We start from the raw sequence: 20,827 nt of genomic DNA on the forward strand, positions 1-20,827 counted from the left end.
ATGTCCGACGCTAATCCGCATCCCGCCACCGCCTTGCCCGACCCCGCCAGCGCGCTAACGCCTGCGCCGCGCGAGGCCATCCGCGTGGAAAACGTCACCTGCGCCTACGGCCGCAATGTGGTGTTGCGCGATGTGTCGCTGACGGTGCAAACCGGCGAGATTCTGGTCATCCTGGGCGGCTCGGGCTGCGGCAAATCCACGTTGCTCAAGCACATCATTGGTCTGGAAACGCCACGCAGCGGCAAAGTGTATATCGATGGGCAGAACCTGACCGATGCCCAGGGCGCGGCCCGACGCAATATCCTGGCCGGCTTTGGCGTGGCGTATCAATCGGGCGCGCTGTTCGGCTCGATGACTGTCTTGCAAAACGTGATGCTGCCTTTACAGGAATACACACCGCTGGATGCCCCCGCGCGTGAGCTGGTGGCGCGGCTTAAACTGCGCCAGGTGGATCTGGAACAGTACGCCGACTATCTGCCGTCCGAACTCTCGGGCGGCATGCAAAAACGCGCCGCCATCGCCCGCGCGTTGGCGCTCGACCCCGGCATTCTGTTTCTGGATGAGCCGTCTGCGGGGCTGGACCCGATCACCTCGGGCGAGCTGGATGCGCTGATCATCCGGCTGTCGCGCGTGCTGGGGCTGACGTTTGTGGTGGTCACGCATGAACTCGCCAGCATTTACGCGATTGCGGATCGGGCCATCATGCTGGATAAATCGGTGAAGGGCATCCTGGCGCAAGGCAAACCGGCCGATCTGCGCGACCATGCGACTGATCCGCGCGTAACGCGCTTTTTTAATCGTGGAGCCGTATGACACACCCGCGGGTTTATTTTCGGCTAGGGCTGTTTGTGCTGGTGGCCGTGCTCACCGCTGCCGTATTGCTGGTGGCGTTTGGCGCGGGCCGCTGGTTTCGGCCCAGCGTAACGCTGGAAAGCTATTTCGACGAATCGGTGCAGGGGCTCGATCTGGGCAGCAAGGTGCGCTATCGCGGCGTCACCGTGGGCCAGGTCAGCAAGATTTCGTTTACCTATAACAAATACGAACAGGATCTGGCCCCCATCCAACGCCAGCAATATGTGCTGGTGGAAATGAAACTGCGGCCCGAATTATTTGGCGGCAAGGCCATGCAATTTCCCAGCCAGGACAATCTGACCCACGAAATTGTGCGTGGCCTGCGCGTACGGCTAACGCCCCAGGGCTTGACCGGCACCAGCTACATGGAAATCGATTATTTTGATCCGGCGCGCAACCCGCCGCTGCCCATCAACTGGTCGCCGCAAGAACTGTATATTCCGTCGGCGCACGGTTCGATCAGCCAGTTGATGGACGCGACGCAAGATGTGGTGACGCGCTTGCAGAAGCTGGATCTGGAAACCACCGTGCACCGGCTTAACCATCTGCTGGGCACGCTGGACGACCAGGCCGGGCAGTTGAATCTGGCGCAGATCGGCTCATCGGTGCAGCACGTTACCGACAAGATCGATCGCATTCCGGTGGAGCGCATTGCCAGCGATGGTCAGGCGCTGATCAACGAGTTGCGCAGCACCAATCAAAGCTTGAGCAACATGCTGAACGACCCGCAAGTGGCCAGCGCGCCCGCCAATCTGGCCGCCAGCGCCGAGCGCATGCGCCAGTTGCTGGACAAGCCGGAACTGGCGACGTCGCTGGAACATCTGGACGCCACTCTGCGCCGGCTGGACCGTTTAAGCGCGGGCAAGGAAGGCGAGCTGTCCGATACGCTGACCAATCTGCACGCCGCCAGCGACGACTTGCGCGATTTGCTGGCGCGCGCCAAGGCGCAGCCGTCCAGCCTGCTGTTCAGCAGCCCGCCCACCCCCTATCCATTGCCGCGATGATGCCCATGCGTACTCTTTTATCTTTGCTGAACGTGGCGCGCGTGGGGGCGATGGCCTTGCTGCTGACGCTGGCCGCCTGCGCCTCCAACCCGCCGCCGCCCGAAACCTATCATCTGCAAGCGCAACGCAAAGGCCCGCCCTACCCGGTGCGCTTTAATGACACCGTGCTGATTACGCCGCCGCGCGCGCTGCCGCTGTATGCCAGCAACAACTTTGTGTACCAGGAAGGGCCGCAGCGCTTTGCGCAAGACCCGTTCCGCTTGTACAGCGCCACACTGCCGCAGGCCTTGCAAGAGCAACTGGTGATCTGGCTGGGCGGCAGCGGCCTGTTTGCGCATGCAGTGCCGATGGCTTCGACGCAAGCGCGTTTTGTGCTGGAGAGCGACATCCGCGAAGTGGTGGTGGATGTGCGGCCGGATGTGCCGCATACCGCGCAGGTGCAATGGCATGCGCGCTTGCGCGATACCCAGACAGGCGCGTATTTGCTTGATCGCACGTTTATGGGCCAGAGCGTGGCGACCAGTCCGCTGGATGGCGCCAGTCTGATCGCAGCGCAATCGGAAGCGTTAGCGCAATCGCTGCAAGGCCTGGAGGCCGCGCTGTTGACGTTGCAATAAGCACGCGCCGCGCTGACACCGCGACAGCCGCATTGCCTGGCGTGCGCCCCAGCGCCGACAACATCCATTAGAATGGCTGTTGTTTCCTGTAAGTCGAGATTCTCATGGTTGCTGTAACCCGTCCGCTCGCTCAATCCATTGCCGAAGCCGCAGACCCTTTGCGCTGGATGGAGCATCTGGTGCAGCGCTACCCCGCCACGCAAACCGATCGTTTGCGCGATGCGCTGCAATGGGCGCAACAACATTACGGCGATCGCCCGCACCCACAAACCAACGAGCCGCTGCTGCCGCACGCCGTTGCCGCAGCGTCGATCGTGGCCGACCTGAATCTTGATGTCGACGCCGTCATCGCCACGCTGTTATTCGCCGCCCCGGACTTTATCGAGAACCTGAACGAAGCGCTGACCGAGCGCTTTGGCGCCGAAGTGGCGCGGCTGGTGGATGGCGTGTGGCGCGTACGCAAGATTCATACGCTAACGCAAGGCGCGCCGCGCGCGGCCGACAATGGCGCGCAGATCGAAGCGCTGCGCAAGATGCTGTTGGCGATGGTCGAAGACATGCGCGTGGTGCTGATCAACCTGGCATGGCGCACGCAAACCATGCACAGCCTGGCCAAAGTGCCGGATGAGCAACGGCGCAAGCTGGCACGCGAGACGCTGGATATCTACGCGCCGCTGGCCAACCGTCTGGGCGTATGGCAGATCAAGTGGGAACTGGAGGACCTCGGTTTCCGCTATATGGAGCCCGAGACTTACAAGAAGATCGCCAAGCTGCTGGATGAGCGGCGCGTGGATCGGGAAAGCTTTATCAATGATGTGCTGGCCACCTTACGCCGCGAAATCAATGCGGCCGGTGTGGTCCACGTTGATCTGATGGGCCGGCCCAAGCACATCTACAGCATCTGGAAAAAGATGCAGAAAAAGAAGCTCGATTTTTCCGAGCTATACGACATCCGCGCGGTGCGCGTGCTGGTGGATGACGTGAAAGATTGCTACACGGTGCTGGGCATTATCCATAACCTGTACCAGCCCATACCGGGCGAATTTGACGACTATATCGCCCACCCCAAAGGCAATTTTTATCGCAGCCTGCACACCGCCGTCATCGGCCCCAACGACAAAGCGGTGGAGGTGCAGATCCGCACTTTCGATATGCACGAACATGCCGAATATGGTGTCGCCGCGCATTGGCGCTACAAGGAAGGCGGCAAAGGCGACAGCAAGTACGAAGAGAAAATCGCCTGGTTGCGCCAGTTGCTGGACTGGCGCGAAGACATGGCGCACGAGGCGCATCTGGCTGATGCCTTCAAGGCCGAGCTGTTTGACGACACCATCTATGCACTCACGCCCGCTGGCCGCGTGATTGCGCTGCCCAAAGACAGCACGCCGGTCGACTTTGCTTACCACCTGCATTCCGATCTGGGCCATCGTTGCCGCGGCGCCAAGGTGGACGGGCAGATTGTGCCGCTGTCCACGCCGCTTAAAAACGGCCAGCGGGTTGAGATTATCGCGGCCAAGGAAGGCGGGCCCAGCCTGGACTGGCTGCACGATGGGTTGGTTAAAAGCCATCGCGCGCAACAAAAAATCCGCCAGTGGATCCGCCAGCAAAACCATGACGTCGTGGTAAATAGCGGCAAATCGCTGTACGACAAAGAAGCGTCGCGTAATGGCGCCACGCGCGTTAACCAAGAAGAAGTGGCGCATCGTTGCGGCTACAAAACCGTCGACGAGTTGTATGCCGCCCTGGGCCAGGACGAGTTGTCGTTGCGCCAGCTGGCCGACGCTTTCTTTGTGGAGCCGCCCGCGCCCGAAGAAACGATTAATCCCGAAGACGTGGTGCGTCGTGCCAAGGCCGACCAACACGGTGAAGGCATTCTGATTGAGGGCGTCGACAAGCTGATGACGCTGCTGGCGCGCTGCTGCAAACCGGTGCCGCCTGATCCGGTGATCGGCTTTGTGACCAAAGGCCGCGGTATCTCGATCCACCGCCGCGATTGCAGCACGCTCAAACGCCTGGCCGAGGCCTCGCCCGAACGGCTGATTACCGCCGATTGGGGCAAAGTTACCGGCAACACTTTCGCCACCGACATCATGATCGAAGCACACGACCGCCCTAGCCTGCTGCGCGACCTGTCCGACATCATGGCGCGCGAGAAAATCAACGTCACCGGCGTGAATACGCTATCGCGCGATACGCTGGCGCGCATGCGCTTTACCGTAGAAATCCGCGGCGTGGACGATCTGCCCCGCATTTTTGCCCGGCTGAATGACGTACAAGGCGTGCTGCGGATTACCCGCGTCTAATCAGCTGCGGGTTTCATCGGATGAAATTCGCCAGCCCCGTCTAGACCCACCCTTCAAAAGCGAAGATGCCAACCGCAACTTTGCGTTCTTCTTTGTGGCTTTAAGTGGTGGGTCTAGACGGGGACGCCGAGTCCCACCCTATGAAACGCGCGCCACACCATCACAGCACTGTCGAAACCGGCGGCACATAGGGTGGGTCTAGACCCACCTCTCAAAGCCGCCCATGAAAACCACAATTTAGCGCCATTACTTTAATTACATATTTGGTCAGCAAACTACACCCAGAAATCGCCCCCGACTACCAAGCAGGCCCAGTTATTGCTTGATGACAGCTGTGTTACTTCGCCAATGTCGACCCAGGAGTTCTCCCGGTTGGCAGTCGACAAGTCGCGGATCACAGTGTTTTCTTACAAAGCAATAACGCAGGGATTCGGCATATGCACTCGCTTCGCACCAAACTCATTGTTTTTGTGGCGGTTATTACCGCCCTGGCCACCGCTATCCTCACCGGGGCCGCCTATACACGTATGCGCAGCGCCACCCTGACCGGCATTACGCGCGAGGTGAGCGCCGCCGCGCAGGGTTACGACGTGGTGCTGGCCAACTGGCTGCAAGACAAGCAGCACGTACTGGCGGGCGTGCAAGAGACGTTGGCGGCTGCCAATGGTGACGTGAGCGCCATCCTCACCCAGTCCGAAAAAAGCTCCACTTACGATTCGATTTATCTGGGTACGCCCGATAAAAAGATGATCCAGGGCCACAATCTGGATCTGCCACCCGGCTACGACCCCACCGTGCGCCCCTGGTACAAGGACGCGCTGGCGGCGGACAAGTTGATCCGCACCGCGCCCTATATTGATGCGTCGACCAAGCAGCTGATCATTTCGTTTGCCGCGCCGGTCAAGACCGCCGGCACGCTCAAAGGCATTGTGGCGGGCGACGTTTATCTCAGCGCCGTGGTGAAAGACGTGCTGAACATCAAACTGGGGGGCGAAGGCTACGCATTTTTGCTGGATACCAACGGGCAGATTCTGGCGCACCGCGACACCGCGCTGATTCAGAAAACCCTGGCCGACGTGAGCCCCGATCTGGCCAAGGTTAAAGTGGCTGATCTGGCCGACGGCCAGACCCACGAAGTGGGCATCGGCGGTAAAGACAAATACATTTATTTGCAGCCGATTGATGGCTCCGATCTGGTGTTGGCACTGGTAATCGACAAAGGTCAGGCGCTCGCGCCGCTTGATCAGATGCTGCTGCTTTCGATTGGTGCAATGATCCTGGTGCTGGTGGTGGTGCTGCCCGTTGCCGGTGCGCTGATCGGCAACCTGCTGGCGGGTCTGCGCAAGGTGCGCGATGGCATGCAGGAGATTGCGCAAGGCGGTGGCGATTTGACGCGCAAGATTGAAGTCAGCGGCAAAGACGAAATCGCACAAACCGCGCAGGCGTTTAATCGCTTTACCGATCAACTGCGGTCGATGTTTGGCGATATCCAGAAAGAAAGTGACCGGCTGACGTCGGGCGTCACCGATATCAATACCGTGTTGCGCGAGTTGTCGAACGACAGCAAACACCTGTCCGACCTGGCCGCCGCCAACGCCGCGACCATTGAAGAAATCACCGTCAGCATCTCGCATATCGCAGAAAACGCGCGCGATGCTGATGAGTTGGTCACCAATACCGGCGCCTTGTCGGGCGAGTCCGCCGCCACGGTGCGTGAAGTGGCCAACGAAGTGGGCAAATCGGCCAGCGAAGTGGAATCCCTCGCCAGCTTGCTGGATGGGCTCAATCGTCGCTCGCAAGACATCAGCGGCATTATTCAGGTGATTAAAGAAATTGCCGACCAGACCAATTTGCTGGCGCTGAACGCGGCCATCGAAGCGGCGCGCGCGGGCGAACAAGGCCGTGGCTTTGCCGTGGTGGCCGACGAAGTGCGCAAGCTGGCCGAACGCACCGGCCAGGCCACCTTGCAGATCACCGGCATGATTGATGGCATTCGCACCGAAACCGATGCCGCCGTCAGCACGATGCAGAAGACCCATGAGGTGGTACGGCGCGGCGTCAATCTGTCGGACAATGCGGCCGGCAATATCAGCACCATCCGCGAGAACATGAACGCGGTGATGCAAAAGATGGGCGAAATTGCGCTGTCGACCAAAGAGCAGCAACAAGCCACCACGGCGATGGCGCAAAGCGCGGAGAACATCACCAATCAGATGCTGCAAACCGATGCGGCGCTACATCGCGCCACCGACAGCGTGCATCGCTTGTCCGAACTGGCGGGCTTTCTGAAGCAACTGTTTGGCAAGTTCCGGCTGTAACGCCCCGCTTGGCGACGGACGTAAAAAAAGGCGACCCGAGGGTCGCCTTTTTAGTGCGCGGCGGTAACAAGAGCGATGTGGGCGCCCCTGCCAGACCTTAGCGGCTGCGGCGTTCGCCGACCTTAACGATCTTGATGCTGTTGGTGCTGCCGCCCAGGCCGACGATGTCGCCATAGGTAAACACCACCAGATCACCGTGCTGCACCACGCCGCGCTGGATCAGTTCCATTTCGGCGCGCGCCAGCAGGTCTTGTTGCTTGGCGTTCTCGAAATCCATGATGAACGGATACACATCGCGGAACAGCGCCAGACGGGCATAGGTTTCGGCTTCGGGCGTCAGTGCGTATACCGGCACGCCGCTGATAAAGCGCGACAGCCACAGCGCCGACGAACCCGACTGGGTGAGTGCGGCAATGGCTTTAACCTTCAGGTGGCTGGCGGCAAACAGCGCTGCCATTGCAATCGATTGATCGATGCGAGTGAAATCGCCTTGCTTCAGCACTTCGTCGCTGATGCGGTTTTCTTGCGATTTTTCTGCTTCGACACAGATCCGCGCCATCGCTTCCACGGTTTCCACCGGGAACTTGCCGCTGGCCGATTCGGCCGACAACATCACCGCATCGGTACCATCCAGCACGGCGTTGGCCACGTCGGACACTTCGGCGCGGGTCGGCACCGGGCTGGTGATCATCGATTCCATCATCTGGGTGGCGGTGATCGTCAGCTTGTTCTTGCGGCGCGCGGCCTTGATCATTTTCTTTTGCAGCGCAGGCACGGCGGCATCGCCCACTTCCACGGCCAGATCGCCACGGGCAACCATGATGCCGTCAGACGCGTCGAGGATTTCTTCGAGGTTGCCAATGGCTTCGGTGCGTTCGATCTTGGCGATCAGCAGCGCCTTGCTGCCGGCAGCGCGCAACAGCGTGCGCGCCATGTACATATCCGCGCCCGACTTGGGGAAAGACACGGCCACATAGTCCGCCTTGATGACAGCGGCGACCTTGATGTCTTCCATGTCTTTGGCAGTCAGCGCCGGCGCCGTCAAACCACCGCCCTGACGGTTGATGCCCTTGTTGTTGGACAGCACGCCGCCCACTTTGACCTTGGTGTAGATCTCGTTGCCCAGCACTTCGGTCACTTCAAGCACGATGCGACCGTCGTCCAGCAGCAGGATGACGCCTGCGGACACGTCGTTGGGCAGCTCCTTGTAATCGAGGCCCACGCGTTCTTTGTTACCCATGGTGCAGTCAGAATCAAGAATGAACTGCTCACCGTTAACCAGCTCGATCTTGCCTTCTTCAAACTTGCCCACACGAATCTTGGGGCCTTGCAGATCGACCATCACGGCCAGCGGCGAATTCTGCTTGCCAGCCACTTCGCGCACCAGGCTGGCGCGGTCTTGATGATCTTGCGCGGTGCCGTGCGAGAAGTTCAGTCGCACCATGTTTACACCGGCGGAAACCAGGCGTTCGAGCGTACCGACGTCGCTGGAGGCAGGGCCGAGTGTGGCCACGATTTTAGTGCTGCGTTGCATGCAAATTACTCCTGTCTTTATTCGAATTCGCGGACTTGTTGTGCTAGCTGCGGTGCTCTCTTTGCGGAAATACCTTGCGGGACAGGAAGGCACGCCTGCCAGGCGAAGGCCAGTCAACAGCAACCAGGCATAGGTAGCCATCATCACAACGGTCTTATCGACTAAGCCACAGTGCACGCCTGCGAATGCGCGGGCTGCGTGGGTGGTACCCCCAGCAGGAATCGAACCTGCAACTGGCCCTTAGGAGGGGCCTGTTATATCCATTTAACTATAGGGGCCTTGAAAACCGGTCGTGTTGCCTGACACGTTGACTGCACAAGCAATGTCCGGATTGTTGGCACATCCATCCAGTGCTGTTCTTGTTCTTTATTCATGTGCTACAGGCCAGGATTGTGCCCTTGCAGTGCTACCGCGGCGCTACGCCACCACACCACACAGGCCACCCGGGGCGCCGCGCAATGGACGGCATTATACAGATTGCTGACAGATGGCGTGTGATGGCGCGTTTTAAACAGCGCTTTGAGCATGCTGCAGCCGCAGCAAAGCTTGCACATTGCAACCAAGCAGACCGAATATCAGAATCACGACATTTTCAGAGCAGTTTAACGAAAGCATTTAAGTAATGGTGAGCGGTGCCCGGCACTTGTCACCGCCGTATTCCGGTGACACTGAGCAAGCAGTACGCCATGCCCGGCATTAGTCCGCCCCGCTCCAGGGGCCCCCTCGCCGCGCTTGGCGATGAGAAAGATCGTCGCGCGGCAACCTTCCTCCCTCACCAGGATAACCAACATGATCAGTAAAACCAGACTTGCCCTTGCCGCGCTATTCAGTTGCCTTTCGCTCAACAGCTATGCCGCCGTGGTGCAAACCGCGCATCTTGATTTTGGTCTGCAGTACTCCGGCGACGTCAGTCTGGGCGCCACGTTTTACAAGTCGCAATTTTCGCTGATCGACGCGTTGGGCAGCCACGGCAGCGGCGTGGTCGCCAACGCGCCAAATCAATACACAAGCGGTGACAGCAGCGGCGCGTTCAGCGTTGATGTGGTGGATGGCGTGCAGCATCTCACGCTCGATACCGCCGCCGCCTCGGGTTCGCATGCAAATTATTCGATCGCGTCGTTCAAGCAAACCATCACGATCGGCGCGGACGGCGGCAGCCTGTATCTGCCCTACGCACTCTCCGGCTCGACTGATCCCAACGTTGCTCCACTCGATAGCCAGAGCGTATTCAGCGGCGTGTTCTGGGCGTGGGTCGATCCAGTCACCGGCAAATACACCACCGACGGCGCTAAAGTGGGCGATCTGACTGGCGCGGGCGACGTGGTCAGCAACAACAGCTTTACCACCCTGCTGTTTGCCGCACATGGCACGCCCTATACCTTTCAGCTGAGCTTTACGCTGGAACAAACTTTGGAGGAATACCAGGTGCTGCCCCCGCCGGTACCCGAACCCGAAACCTGGGCACTGATGGGCATGGGCCTGGTCGGGTTGACGGCCGCAGCGCGCCGACGCAAGCAAACACACAACTGAGCAAGACGCGCCTTGATTTGCATACAGCCCGTGCCGCGTGGCAGGGCTGTTTGTTTATTGCTGCAAGCGCACAGCCGGAGACGCGATCAAGTTCGAACAAACATCCGCATAAGTCGTGAGATGGTCAATCGCTCAAGCCGTACGCGGCGCAAACATGATGATCGCCATGCCCGCCAGCGACACTGCCGCGCCCACGCCATCCCACAGCGTGGGCCGGATGCCGTCCACCAGCCATAACCACACCAGCGCTACCGCGATATAAACGCCGCCATACGCGGCATAAACCCGCCCGGCTGCGGCGGGATGCAAGGTCAGCAGCCATGCAAACGTCGCCAGGCTGAACGCCGCCGGGATCAGCAACCACGGCGTGGCGCCCTTCTTCAGCCACAGCCACGGCAGATAGCAGCCGATGATTTCGGCTAGTGCGGTCAGCGCAAACAGGGCGAAGGTTTTGAAGATAGGCACGATGGATGGCAACCAGCAGTGGGGTGCTCGAGATAATGCAGTGCATGGCGGGTGGTGTCACTTATGCCGCAGCCCTTCAGTGCAAGCCATTGCGCCGCATTGGATCCACGCCATCTCCCATCCAATGGCGCAAGTCCTGCAAGACTAAACCAGTGCGTTCAAGCCGGGGATCATGCACACGGCACCCGTTCGCACGCTGCAACCCGATATCGCAGCCGCGTTTCGCTTTCTACAATTACCGCAACACCACTTATGCGAAACCACCCCATGTGCGGCCGACTCACCCAGGTCATCGACGGCATTCGTGTCGTTATCGAAATGGGCTACACCCAGCATCCGCAGCTCCGGCTTGATCTGGTGCCGCGTTACAACGTGCCGCCCGGCTCGCGGGTCGCCGCGTTGCATCGGCTGGATGACGATGGCGAGCCGCGTGTGGAAGAGCTGTTCTGGAATTACCAGCCCGCCTGGGCCGCCAGCAAGGGCCGTGCTTATCCCAACGCGCGGATCGAAAAAGTAAGCAGCAGCGCGTTTTACAAAGACGCCTGGCAAAACGCGCGGCGCGTGATTGTGCCGGCCAGCGGCTGGTACGAATGGCTGCCGCAGCCCGATGGCAGCAAGCAGCCTTATTACATCGTGCCGCGCGATGGCGGGCCGTTGTATCTGGCGGGCATTACCTTGTGGCAGCCGGGCCAGCCCAGCGATGCGCCCGCGCGCGGCATGGCCATCATTACCGCCGATGCCGAGGGTGGCATGGTGGATATCCACGACCGCCGCCCGGTGGTGTTAGCCGCCAGCGATGCCGCCTTGTGGCTGGACCGCATGGCGCCGTTGCCGCTGGCGGCGGAGCTGATCAGCCGGCATCGTCGCCCCAGCGAAGATTTTGAGTGGTGGCCTGTGTCGCGCGCGGTGGGCAATGTGCGCAACACGGCGGCCACGCTCATCCACCCGATTGCGTTGTGACTCGCGGCCAGGCGAGCGATGCGCGCGTGTCTAACCCGTCCGGGGTATGTGCGACGCGGCTGGCTTTGGCACACTGCGCGCATTACGTGGCGCGGCCACGATCATGGATAAACGGAGTGTGCAATGAGTGCAGCAACGCCAGGTTCTAACGCGCCCGCAGGTTTGCCCACGGGCAAGGTGTGGGCGATGGCGGCGGCGGCCGGCATTGCCGTGGCCAATATCTATTACAACCAGCCGATGCTGGGGGTGATGGGCCACGAGCTGGGCGTGCCGCAGTCGATTACTTTGGTGGCCACCGCCACGCAGTTGGGTTATGCCGCCGGTTTGATTTTGCTGTTGCCCTTGGGCGATGCGATGGACCGGCGCAAGCTGATCGCCACGCAATTTATTGTGCTGGCAGTGGCGCTGGCGGCGGCCGCGTTGGCGCCCGGATTAAGCCTGTTGTTGCTGGCGTCGCTGGCGGTGGGCATCAGCGCCACGGTGGCGCAGCAGATTGTGCCGCTGGCCGCGCATCTGACGCCGCAAGCGCGCCAGGGTGCGGTGATCGGGCATGTGGTGGCGGGCATCCTCACTGGTATTTTGCTCAGCCGCACGCTGGCGGGTTTTGTCGCCAGCCACGCCGGTTGGCGCGAGATGTTCTGGCTGGCGGTGCCGCTGGTGTTGGTTGCCTCGGGCACCATGGCGTGGCTGTTGCCGCGCGAAGCCCGCGCCGACGCCCGTCCGTCCTACGCCAGCCTTTTAAAATCGTTGCTGCCGTTGTGGCTGGGCCTGCCCGCCTTGCGTCGCGCTGCATTTAGTCAGGCCTTGTTGTTTGCCGGCTTTTCGGCGTTCTGGAGCACGCTGGCATTCCGGCTGGCGCAACCGCAATTCGGCCTGGGCCCGGATGCGGCGGGTCTGTTCGGCATAGTCGGCATGGTGGGGATTTTTGCCGCGCCGCTGGCCGGGCGCTATGCCGATAAAGTCGGCCCGCGCGTGATCGTGCTGGTCGGGTGCGCGGCCACTGCCGTGTCGTGGCTGATATTTGCTGCATGGACCAGCGTGGCGGGCCTGGTGGTGGGCGTGATCGTGCTCGATTTTGGCGTGCAATCCGCGCTGATCTCTAACCAGCACTCGGTGTATCAACTTAAACCCGAAGCCCGCGCGCGGCTGAATACGCTGTTTATGGGCACGATGTTTCTGGGGGGCGCGCTGGGTTCGGCGGCCGCCGCGCTGGCGTGGCGTCATGGTGGTTGGGTAGGAATTTGCGCGCTGGGGATTTTGGTCTCGCTGGCGGCCGTAGCGCTGCAATTGCTGGGCCGACGCGAACCGCTGGCGCAAACGGCGGGCTGATCGTCTGCCCGCTGGTTGCAACAAAGAGGGCGTTACCCGTTCGGGTAGCGCCCTTTTGTCTTTGTTGCGACTGCGGCCGCAATCACGTCCGGCTTAGCGCGCCAGTTCGCGCTCGATGGCAGCCACCAGGCGGGCGTCGTCCGGCGTCACGTCCGGCGCAAAGCGCTCCACCACCTGACCGTCGCGGCTGATCAAGAATTTCTCGAAATTCCACAGCACGGCGGTTTTGTCGTCGCTCTCAAAACCATAGCCTTTCAGCTTTTCGCGCATCGGGCCTTCGTTAACGGCGGCCGGCTGCGCTTCTACCAGTGCGCTGTACAGCGGATGCTGGTCTTCGCCTTTCACGCTGATCTTGGCAAACAGCGGAAACTGCACGTTGTAGTTGGTGCTGCAAAACGAAGCGATTTCAGCATCCGTGCCCGGCTCTTGCGCGCCAAAGTTGTTGGCGGGAAAAGCCAGCACTTCCAGGCCGTCGGCGCGTTTGTTTTCATACAGCTTTTCCAGGCCTTCGTATTGCGGGGTCAGGCCGCATTGCGACGCCACGTTAACCACCAGCAGCACTTTGCCTTGATAAGCGGCCAGCGAGGTGGCGGTGCCATCGCCTTTGTTGACGGGGATCTGGTAAACGGATGCAGACATTTCAATACTCCGGTTGAGGCAGGTTGGAGGATGTCCGCGTCTGTGGGTTATGGGGTGCAGGGACGCGGATCGGTGCTGCGCATGGTGCGCCTGTACCGGCCGCTTCGTCAATTATATTGCGCACAATATAAATGGACTTTTCGGCTGCAATGGGTGGGGCCGTCTTGATCGCCATTCAAAGTGGCATCGCAAAGCACCATCTGTTCAAGTCTTCGCGCTCAACGGCAGTTAAACGCGCCAACCCAAGTGGGATCGCGGAGTGCCGTGTTTCAAGTTATGGCTTTGGGTGGTGGGTCGTGACCCACCCTATGCGTCATCGTTGCTCCGGGGGTAGGCCTGCTTGTGTTGCCACCAGCTGCGCGTGCGCGGTGGCATCTACCGGGCGGTACACCTCGCGCGTGCTCGCGGGGTGATGCGCCAGATTATTGCCGTCATGCCAGTCGCGTTGCGGCCGGATCGGGCGTGGTGCAAAGCCGCCGCCGCAATTAGGGCACACGTTATGCAATACGTCGCGCACGCAATCTGCGCAGAACGTGCATTCAAACGAACAGATCAGCGCATCGGTCGCCACAGGGGGTAACGCTTTGCGGCAGTGTTCGCAGGTGGGGCGCAGTTCCAGCATGCGTGCGTTCTCACAATGGGCAAAAGCCACAGCATAGCCGGGTCCGCCCCGCTGCTCGCGCCAGATTAGCGTCAAATGCTGCCCTGCAAAATCGATGTTGATTGACACCTTGCTTACTCAGGTCTACGTTCCAAACCGGTTTGGTAGTTTGTCATAAAAAGCTACATACCCAACCGCAGGCCATAAACACGGATGGAAACACAGTCGACTGAGGAGATTCTGCAATGCAATTCAGCCATGGATGGCGCGGCCTGCTTGCCGCGCTGTGTACCACAGCGCTGCTGGCAGCGTGTGGCACCGGCAATGACAACGATACGGATGGTGGGGGTAGCGCCGGTGGCGGCACAGGCGGAGGCAGCACCACGCCACCGGTTGCGGCAGCCACGATGCGCGTGCACTACCATCGCACCCAGAACGACACCGCCGACTGGGGCGTATATAGCTGGAAAGGCCCCAAAGTCCCGACCGCCAAATACCCGGATGACCGCATTAAGTTTGCCAGTACCGATGCATTTGGCGGCTATGCCGACGTCGCGCTCGACACCAGCAATACCGAGATGGATTTCCTGATCATCAACGGTAACGGCGATAAAAACTGTGGCAGCGACCAGGTGGCGCAGCTGGCCAGCACCATCGCCAGCAAAGGCCAGGAGATCTGGTTGCTGCAAGGCGACTGCACCATCTACGCCACGCAACCGGCCATCCCGCCAGGCAATCTCAGCGCAGCCAGCGCCATCTGGCTGGATGCGCAAACGCTGGTCTGGGCCGACGCCCCCACCAGCGCCAGCTACAAGTTGTATTACGCGGCCGATGGCGGCATCAGCGCCGACGCCAATGGCGTTACCGGCGCGTCCGCCAGCGTTGACCTGACCGCCGACGGCAGCGCGCTGTCGTCCACGTTGCTGGCCGCGCATCCCAACCTGAGCAAGGCCACGGTACTCAAGCTCGCCAGCCAGGATGCGGCCACGCTCAAGACCTGGCTCAAAGGCCAACTGGTGGCGGTGCAGCTGGATAGCGCGGGCAAGGTGGTGCAAGCCACTTCGGTGCAGATTGCGCCGGTACTGGACGCGCTGTATGCCGATGCCGCCGCCGCAACGCCACTGGGCCTGACCTTTGCGGGTGACGGCACACCGACGTTTGCGCTGTGGGCCCCCACCGCGACGTCGGTCACGCTCAATGTCACGCCGGTGGGCGGCAGCGCCACCACGGTGGCGATGACGCAAGATGCCGCTTCCGGTGTCTGGCAAGCCACCGGCCAGGCCGCATGGACCAACGCCGCGTATTACACCTACGACGTCAATGTGTTCAGCCGCGCCGCGGGCAACAAGCGCATCACCAATACGGTGACAGACCCGTATTCGCTCTCGCTGGATACCAACAGCCAGCACAGCATGGTGGCCAATCTGGCCTCGTCCGCGCTGAAACCGGCCAACTGGGATACGCAAGCCATCCCCGCGCTGGCCAGCAACGCCGATATCTCGCTGTACGAACTGCATTTGCGTGATTTCTCGATCAACGACGCCACCGTCCCCGCCGCGCATCAAGGCAAGTACCTGGCGTTTACCGACAGCAACAGCAATGGCATGCAGCATTTGCGCGCGCTGCAAGCGGTTGGCCTCACGCATGTGCATTTGCTGCCGCTGTTTGATATCAGCAGCATTGACGAAGCCGGTTGTATCAATCCCACCATCCCCAACGCCGCTGCGGATTCGCAAGACCAGCAAGCGGCCGTGGTCGCCAGCGCGGCCAAGGATTGCTTTAACTGGGGTTACGATCCGTACCACTACACCGCGCCTGAAGGCAGCTATGCCAGCAACGCGGCCGACGGCGCGGTGCGGGTTAAAGAGTTCCGCCAGATGGTGCAGGCGTTGCATGCCGCCGGCCTGCGCGTGGTGATGGACGTGGTGTACAACCACACCAGCGCCGCGGGGCAAGACAGCACGTCCGTGCTCGATAAAGTGGTGCCCGGTTACTACTATCGACTGGATGGCAACGGCGCGATCTACACCTCCACGTGCTGCAGCGATACCGCCACTGAAAACCGCATGATGGCGCGCTTGATGATCGATTCGCTGGCCACCTGGGCCGCGCAATACAAGGTGGATGGCTTTCGCTTCGATCTGATGGGCCATATTCCGCTGGCCGTGATGCAACAAGCGCGCGCTACCGTCGACGCCGCCGCGCTGCGCCCGCTGTATTACTACGGCGAAGCGTGGAATTTTGGTGAAGTGCAAGACGACGCGTTCTTTGTGCAAGCACGTCAGGCGCATATGGCGGGCACCGGCATCGGCTCCTTCAATGACCGGATGCGCGATGCCGTGCGTGGCGGTGGTTGTTGCGACAGCGGCGCGGCATTGGCGCAGAACCAGGGTTTTGCCAATGGCGCCTATCTGGCCCCCAACGGCAATAACACGCAGAGCAAAGATGATCTGCTGCATCTGGCCGATCTGGTGCGCCTGGGCATGGTCGCCACGCTGGCCGATTACACGCTGGTGGACAAGGACGGCAACAGCAAACGCGGCGATGCACTGGATTACAGCGGCATGGGCGCGGGCTATACGCAAGATCCGCCGGAAACCATCAACTACATCGAGGCGCACGATAACCAGACGCTGTTTGACATCAACACGCTCAAGCTCAAGGCCGATACCCCAGCCGCGCAGCGCGTGCGGGTGCAAAACCTGGGCGCGGGCGTGCTGTTGCTGTCGCAAGGCATTCCATTTATCCATGCCGGACAAGACATCCTGCGGTCCAAATCGCTGGACAGTAACAGCTTTGATTCGGGCGACTGGTTTAACAAACTGGACTGGAGCTATCAGGCCAATAACTTTGGCGTAGGCCTGCCGCCCGCAGCCAACAACAGCGGCAGCTGGGATACGCTGAAGCCGTTCCTGACCAACGCCACCGCCAGCATGGGCAACGCGCAGATCGTTAATGCGCGCGATGTGTTCCGCGACTTTATGGCCATCCGCCAAAGCTCCACGTTGTTCCGTTTGCGCACTGGCGCGGACGTCAAACAGCGCGTCAGCTTTGTCAACACCGGCCCCAGCCAGGTGCCCGGCGTGATCATCGAGCATATCGATGGCAGCGGTTATAGCGGCGCTAACTACAGCCATGTGGTGATCGCGGTGAACGCCGATATCGCAGCGCATACCGTCGCGGCCCCCACACTGGCGGGCCCCGCTTATACGCTGCACCCACGTCAGCAAAGCGGCGCGGACACGGTGGTGCAGGCGGCCACGCTGGATGGCAGTGGCAATATCAATATTCCGGCACGCAGCGTGGCGGTGTTTGTCGCGCCGTAAAGTGGCAATGCGCGGTTAGATTGGCGCGCAAAACAAAGCCGGCATCCCTGATGAAGGGATGCCGGCTTTTTTAATACCAGCGACGCCGCAAGCGCTAAGCCACTGCCCCGCGCGGACCTTGCATCGGCTCGATGCGCTCCACGCGCCAGGCTTCGCGCACCGCCAGCGCAAATTGTTCGGGCTGGCGCAAACGCAGTTCCAGCGTACGTTCTTCTTGCGCGCCATCACGAAAAATCAGCACCACTTTATTGCCGCGGCGCGCGCGTTTGATCTTGAGCTTTTGCACATCGCGCTTGGGCACAAAATGTTCGAGATCGCCGCATTCAGGCACAAACATCAAATTAAACGGAAACATCGGCTCCACCCGGATGCCGTCCCACGTAACCGATACTGATAAATAACCGTGCGCGCGCGCCAGCCGGCTAAGCACGCTGCTGTTGCTGCCGCCCGAGGCCATGCGCTCAAAAAACAAAGCGCCACGTGGTTTGCGTGGCCATAAAGGTTTGCCGCGCACGGTGCGATACACCACCGACGCCAGCAACAGCGCCAATATCAATAACAACACGCGCACGGTCGGGCTGAGTTTGCCTTGCACATAATCAAGCACGCGCACGCTGCCGATCTGCGGTTGCGCGCGCCACGCTTGCGCTTCTTCATCGCCTTGCGCCGCCGCACGTTTAATCAATCGCTCGCCCGCCACCGCATCGGCCTGCGCCACACCCCGCCCCTGATACAGCAATTTGCCCAGATGAAATTGCGCGCGCGCATTATCGGCGCGGGCAGCGGGTCGATACCATTGCACCGCCTGCGCATCGTCTTGCGGCACGCCCAAGCCGTGCTCATACAGATAGCCGATATTGCCCATCGCCAGCGCATCGCCTTGCGCCGCCGCTTTGCGATACCAGACCATGGCCTGGCGATAATCAATCGGTGCGATATGGGTATACATCCAGCCGGTTTGCAGCTGGCCGGTGGCATCGCCCGCGCGCGCGCTCATCAGATACGCATTGCGCGCCACTGCGGTGTCTTTGGGGATGCCCACACCAAACAGGTTTTGCCAGCCCACCTGGTTAAGCGCCAGCGGCACGCCGGCCTGCGCGGCGCGCTCGGCCCACAGATAGCCTTTGTCCTGATCCACCAGCGTGCCATTGCCCAGAAAGTAGGCCTGGCCCAGGTGCGCCATCGCATACACATTGTTCAGCACGGCTGCTTTCTGAAAATAATCCATCGCCGCGCCATCATCGCGCCGCACGCCCAGGCCATGCGCATAGATTTCGCCAACCCGGTTCAGCACCGCACCGCGCACCACGTTGTCGCCGCGCGCCGCCTGGCTCAGATAGGCATTTAACGCTTGCGGATAATCGCCGTGCGCCAGCAACGCATCGGCGGCGGCCATCTCGGCATCCAGCGGCGGGTCCATCACCAGCGGCAGCGGACGCGCGCAGGCCAGCGTCGCCAGCAGCATGCTGGCAAAGCCCACCGACCACAGCCATCGCGCGCGTTGCATGATGATCCCGATTTTCCAGACCGCGTGATCAGGGCCGACCACGCCAAGGCGGCTTACAATACCATCACAAAGCTGACAACTCCACCAAGTCTTACGTATGGTCGTGTATGGGTTTCAGGCGGTAGGGCGGGTCATCTGAAACATTTCGCCGATCTGCGCGTAGTCCGCCTGATAGCCCGCGCGCATCACCGGCTGCGCCGCGTGCGTGCCAAACAAACCGTCTTTCAGATACTCCTGGCGGATATGCACGCCCACCACCTGACCCAGCGTCAGCCAGTTATTCATCGGCTTGCCATCCAGATCATGCAAGCGCACCACCTGCAGCAGTTTGCATTCCAGCGCGGCCGGCGCGGCCGCCACATGCGGCACGTTGACATTGCGCCCGGGCGCTTTGGCCAGGCCCGCCAGCTCGAACTCATCCACATCCGCCGCCACCGGCGCTGAGGTCTGGTTCATCGCTGCAGCGAGCTCGCGGCTGGTGAGGTTCCAGACAAACTCGCCGGTCTCTTCGATATTGCGAATGCTGTCTTTAAAGCCTTCGCTACAAAATCCAATAATCGGAGGAAAAGTCGCGAATGCGCCAAAAAAACTATACGGCGCCAGGTTGACGTGGCCGCTGGCGCTGCGGCTGGCAATCCAGCCAATCACGCGCGGCGCAAGGATGGCTTTAAACGGATCATGCGGCAGGTTATGGCCCTCACGCGGGTCGTAGAAATGCACTGCGTTGGTCATGGCAAAGGTCCGGAATTCTTAAAACCGCATCAAACCACGCTCCGCCTTGCGTGGCCACCCCGGCGGCCGCTGATTTGCCCGTCGCCCAAGCGCGCATTACCGCTTTTGCGCGGCCGTTACAGCACGGGGCCAGCCACTTTCTTAGAGACCCACCTCACTGATTCGCGTAAGCAGCTGCTGATATTGCCGTTCATCGCGACGCCGCCGCGTTCCGGATTTCCCACAAAGATGGCCGCCTGCAAGCCCTTGTTATATAAAAATTTATTGCGAAACCGTCCGACACGGATTGCAAAGGCAAATAAGAAAATACTGATTAACTCTTACAATTTTGCAGGACATCCACTTTCTTAAGCCTGACTTAAGTCGCTGTTATGATCGCCGCAAAGCCTGCACTCACGGGCTTCTCCCACACCCGGGATGAGACTTGCCAAACCTCATAAATTGAAAGCGAACGGAGATCATAAACATGCATATCAAGAAACTGCTCATCGCCACCGCCCTGACCGCCGCCGTCGCCGCACCGGCCATGGCCGCCACCACCAACGTGGCAGAAGGTAAATCGGTATTCGGCATCGGCCAGTTTGGCGGCGCTGCACTCAGCAGCATCACCGACGGCTTTTTCTCGTCCACGCCCGCCCTGTGGAACGCCGACGCCGCCAGCTGGAAATCGACCGGTAACGTCGCCACCGATCCGTTTATCGTGATCGACCTGGGCGCCAACACCACCTTCAACCATCTGGTGCTGCAAGGCGCGGCCGACGCCAACTACGCCATCAAATACGCCACCGGCGGGCTAAACTTCACCACCGCCTGGGTCGCCAACGGCACCGGCGGCAACGGCCTGCAAACGTGGGACTCGGGCAGCATCGACTCGATTACCGCGCGCTACATCGGCATCTACGCGTCGGGTGGCCTGGGCAACTTCTCGGTCTCGGAATTCCAGGCCTTCCAGACCGGCACCGGCGGCACCGCACCGATCCCGGAACCCGAAACCTACGCGCTGATGGGCCTCGGCCTGGTCGGTCTGGTGGCCGCCCGCATGCGCCGCCGCAATGGCAGCGTAGGCTAAGGTTTTCAAGCTCTGCAATCGAACGGCCGCTTATGCAAGCG

General features: G+C 60.8%; 16 protein-coding genes and 1 tRNA gene. 10 read left to right on the forward strand and 7 right to left on the reverse strand.

The genetic code is table 11. From position 1 onward, the window contains the following. The 5 genes from WG78_RS17730 to WG78_RS17750 all read left to right on the forward strand — a co-directional run bounded on the left by WG78_RS17730 (position 1) and on the right by WG78_RS17750 (position 7,094). Complete coding sequence (locus WG78_RS17730; protein WP_083459320.1) at positions 1-813, forward strand: ABC transporter ATP-binding protein; 813 nt, start codon at positions 1-3, stop codon at positions 811-813. Then, positions 810-1,856: an MlaD family protein gene (locus tag WG78_RS17735; protein ID WP_053939170.1), complete on the forward strand. Its 1,047-nt coding sequence runs from the start codon at positions 810-812 to the stop codon at positions 1,854-1,856. Before WG78_RS17730 ends, WG78_RS17735 begins: the two co-directional genes overlap by 4 nt. 5 nt (positions 1,857-1,861) lie before the next feature. Then, positions 1,862-2,473 (forward strand): ABC-type transport auxiliary lipoprotein family protein, encoded by a 612-nt coding sequence (locus tag WG78_RS17740; RefSeq protein ID WP_152969280.1) that lies wholly within the window; start codon positions 1,862-1,864, stop codon positions 2,471-2,473. Between the two features lie 104 nt (positions 2,474-2,577). Further along, complete coding sequence (locus WG78_RS17745; protein ID WP_053939172.1) at positions 2,578-4,776, forward strand: RelA/SpoT family protein; 2,199 nt, start codon at positions 2,578-2,580, stop codon at positions 4,774-4,776. Between the two features lie 437 nt (positions 4,777-5,213). Then, complete coding sequence (locus WG78_RS17750) at positions 5,214-7,094, forward strand: methyl-accepting chemotaxis protein (RefSeq protein ID WP_053939173.1); 1,881 nt, start codon at positions 5,214-5,216, stop codon at positions 7,092-7,094. Positions 7,095-7,191: 97 nt separating this feature from the next. Here the strand turns inward: WG78_RS17750 and pyk are convergent, their stop codons facing one another. Together pyk and WG78_RS17760 are read right to left on the reverse strand one after the other, a co-directional pair. Continuing rightward, on the reverse strand, positions 7,192-8,628 hold the full coding sequence (gene pyk / locus WG78_RS17755) for a pyruvate kinase (protein ID WP_053939174.1): 1,437 nt from the start codon (positions 8,626-8,628) through the stop codon (positions 7,192-7,194). A 203-nt stretch (positions 8,629-8,831) separates the two neighbouring features. Further along, a tRNA-Arg gene (locus WG78_RS17760) sits at positions 8,832-8,906 on the reverse strand. 511 nt (positions 8,907-9,417) lie between these two features. Between WG78_RS17760 and WG78_RS17765 the strand changes: the two genes are divergently transcribed. Next, positions 9,418-10,158, forward strand: a complete 741-nt coding sequence (locus tag WG78_RS17765; RefSeq protein WP_161805146.1) for a PEP-CTERM sorting domain-containing protein — start codon at positions 9,418-9,420, stop codon at positions 10,156-10,158. Between the two features lie 132 nt (positions 10,159-10,290). Here the strand turns inward: WG78_RS17765 and WG78_RS17770 are convergent, their stop codons facing one another. After that, positions 10,291-10,626 carry a YnfA family protein gene (locus WG78_RS17770; protein ID WP_053939210.1) on the reverse strand — a complete coding sequence of 112 codons (336 nt, stop codon included), beginning with the start codon at positions 10,624-10,626 and terminating at the stop codon, positions 10,291-10,293. Between the two features lie 264 nt (positions 10,627-10,890). Here WG78_RS17770 and WG78_RS17775 point away from each other — a divergent pair, with 264 nt between their 5' ends. Further along, complete coding sequence (locus tag WG78_RS17775; protein WP_053939176.1) at positions 10,891-11,583, forward strand: SOS response-associated peptidase; 693 nt, start codon at positions 10,891-10,893, stop codon at positions 11,581-11,583. A gap of 123 nt (positions 11,584-11,706) precedes the next feature. Next, positions 11,707-12,912, forward strand: a complete 1,206-nt coding sequence (locus tag WG78_RS17780; RefSeq protein WP_053939177.1) for an MFS transporter — start codon at positions 11,707-11,709, stop codon at positions 12,910-12,912. A gap of 93 nt (positions 12,913-13,005) precedes the next feature. Here WG78_RS17780 and WG78_RS17785 read toward each other — a convergent pair whose 3' ends face one another. Together WG78_RS17785 and WG78_RS17790 are read right to left on the reverse strand one after the other, a co-directional pair. After that, entirely contained in the window at positions 13,006-13,551 is a 546-nt protein-coding gene (locus WG78_RS17785; protein ID WP_053939178.1) for a glutathione peroxidase, read from the reverse strand. A gap of 313 nt (positions 13,552-13,864) precedes the next feature. Continuing rightward, positions 13,865-14,173, reverse strand: a complete 309-nt coding sequence (locus WG78_RS17790; protein WP_053939179.1) for a DUF1272 domain-containing protein — start codon at positions 14,171-14,173, stop codon at positions 13,865-13,867. Between the two features lie 224 nt (positions 14,174-14,397). Between WG78_RS17790 and pulA the strand changes: the two genes are divergently transcribed. Further along, a complete protein-coding gene (gene pulA, locus WG78_RS17795) occupies positions 14,398-17,478 on the forward strand; it encodes a pullulanase-type alpha-1,6-glucosidase (protein ID WP_053939180.1) in 3,081 nt (1,026 codons plus the stop codon). Between the two features lie 94 nt (positions 17,479-17,572). Here the strand turns inward: pulA and WG78_RS17800 are convergent, their stop codons facing one another. Both WG78_RS17800 and WG78_RS17805 read right to left on the reverse strand, forming a co-directional pair. Then, positions 17,573-18,985, reverse strand: coding sequence for a tetratricopeptide repeat protein (locus WG78_RS17800; RefSeq protein ID WP_152969281.1), 1,413 nt, complete (start codon positions 18,983-18,985; stop codon positions 17,573-17,575). A 114-nt stretch (positions 18,986-19,099) separates the two neighbouring features. After that, positions 19,100-19,717: a flavin reductase family protein gene (locus WG78_RS17805; RefSeq protein WP_053939182.1), complete on the reverse strand. Its 618-nt coding sequence runs from the start codon at positions 19,715-19,717 to the stop codon at positions 19,100-19,102. 466 nt (positions 19,718-20,183) lie between these two features. Here WG78_RS17805 and WG78_RS22960 point away from each other — a divergent pair, with 466 nt between their 5' ends. Continuing rightward, a complete protein-coding gene (locus WG78_RS22960; RefSeq protein WP_053939183.1) occupies positions 20,184-20,786 on the forward strand; it encodes a discoidin domain-containing protein in 603 nt (200 codons plus the stop codon). The last annotated feature ends 41 nt before the right edge of the window (positions 20,787-20,827 follow it).

The sequence above is a fragment of the Amantichitinum ursilacus genome, from assembly GCF_001294205.1.
Lineage (GTDB): Bacteria > Pseudomonadota > Gammaproteobacteria > Burkholderiales > Chitinibacteraceae > Amantichitinum > Amantichitinum ursilacus.

Bases quoted from the DNA above. Each gene is read 5' to 3' on its own strand.
- WG78_RS17730 (WP_083459320.1), top strand. From the start codon at position 1: ATGTCCGACGCTAATCCGCATCCCGCCACCGCCTTGCCCGACCCCGCC.
- WG78_RS17735 (WP_053939170.1), top strand. From the start codon at position 810: ATGACACACCCGCGGGTTTATTTTCGGCTAGGGCTGTTTGTGCTGGTG.
- WG78_RS17740 (WP_152969280.1), top strand. From the start codon at position 1,862: ATGCGTACTCTTTTATCTTTGCTGAACGTGGCGCGCGTGGGGGCGATG.
- WG78_RS17745 (WP_053939172.1), top strand. From the start codon at position 2,578: ATGGTTGCTGTAACCCGTCCGCTCGCTCAATCCATTGCCGAAGCCGCA.
- WG78_RS17750 (WP_053939173.1), top strand. From the start codon at position 5,214: ATGCACTCGCTTCGCACCAAACTCATTGTTTTTGTGGCGGTTATTACC.
- pyk (WP_053939174.1), bottom strand. From the start codon at position 8,628: ATGCAACGCAGCACTAAAATCGTGGCCACACTCGGCCCTGCCTCCAGC.
- WG78_RS17765 (WP_161805146.1), top strand. From the start codon at position 9,418: ATGATCAGTAAAACCAGACTTGCCCTTGCCGCGCTATTCAGTTGCCTT.
- WG78_RS17775 (WP_053939176.1), top strand. From the start codon at position 10,891: ATGTGCGGCCGACTCACCCAGGTCATCGACGGCATTCGTGTCGTTATC.
- WG78_RS17780 (WP_053939177.1), top strand. From the start codon at position 11,707: ATGAGTGCAGCAACGCCAGGTTCTAACGCGCCCGCAGGTTTGCCCACG.
- WG78_RS17785 (WP_053939178.1), bottom strand. From the start codon at position 13,551: ATGTCTGCATCCGTTTACCAGATCCCCGTCAACAAAGGCGATGGCACC.
- WG78_RS17790 (WP_053939179.1), bottom strand. From the start codon at position 14,173: ATGCTGGAACTGCGCCCCACCTGCGAACACTGCCGCAAAGCGTTACCC.
- pulA (WP_053939180.1), top strand. From the start codon at position 14,398: ATGCAATTCAGCCATGGATGGCGCGGCCTGCTTGCCGCGCTGTGTACC.
- WG78_RS17800 (WP_152969281.1), bottom strand. From the start codon at position 18,985: ATGCAACGCGCGCGATGGCTGTGGTCGGTGGGCTTTGCCAGCATGCTG.
- WG78_RS17805 (WP_053939182.1), bottom strand. From the start codon at position 19,717: ATGACCAACGCAGTGCATTTCTACGACCCGCGTGAGGGCCATAACCTG.
- WG78_RS22960 (WP_053939183.1), top strand. From the start codon at position 20,184: ATGCATATCAAGAAACTGCTCATCGCCACCGCCCTGACCGCCGCCGTC.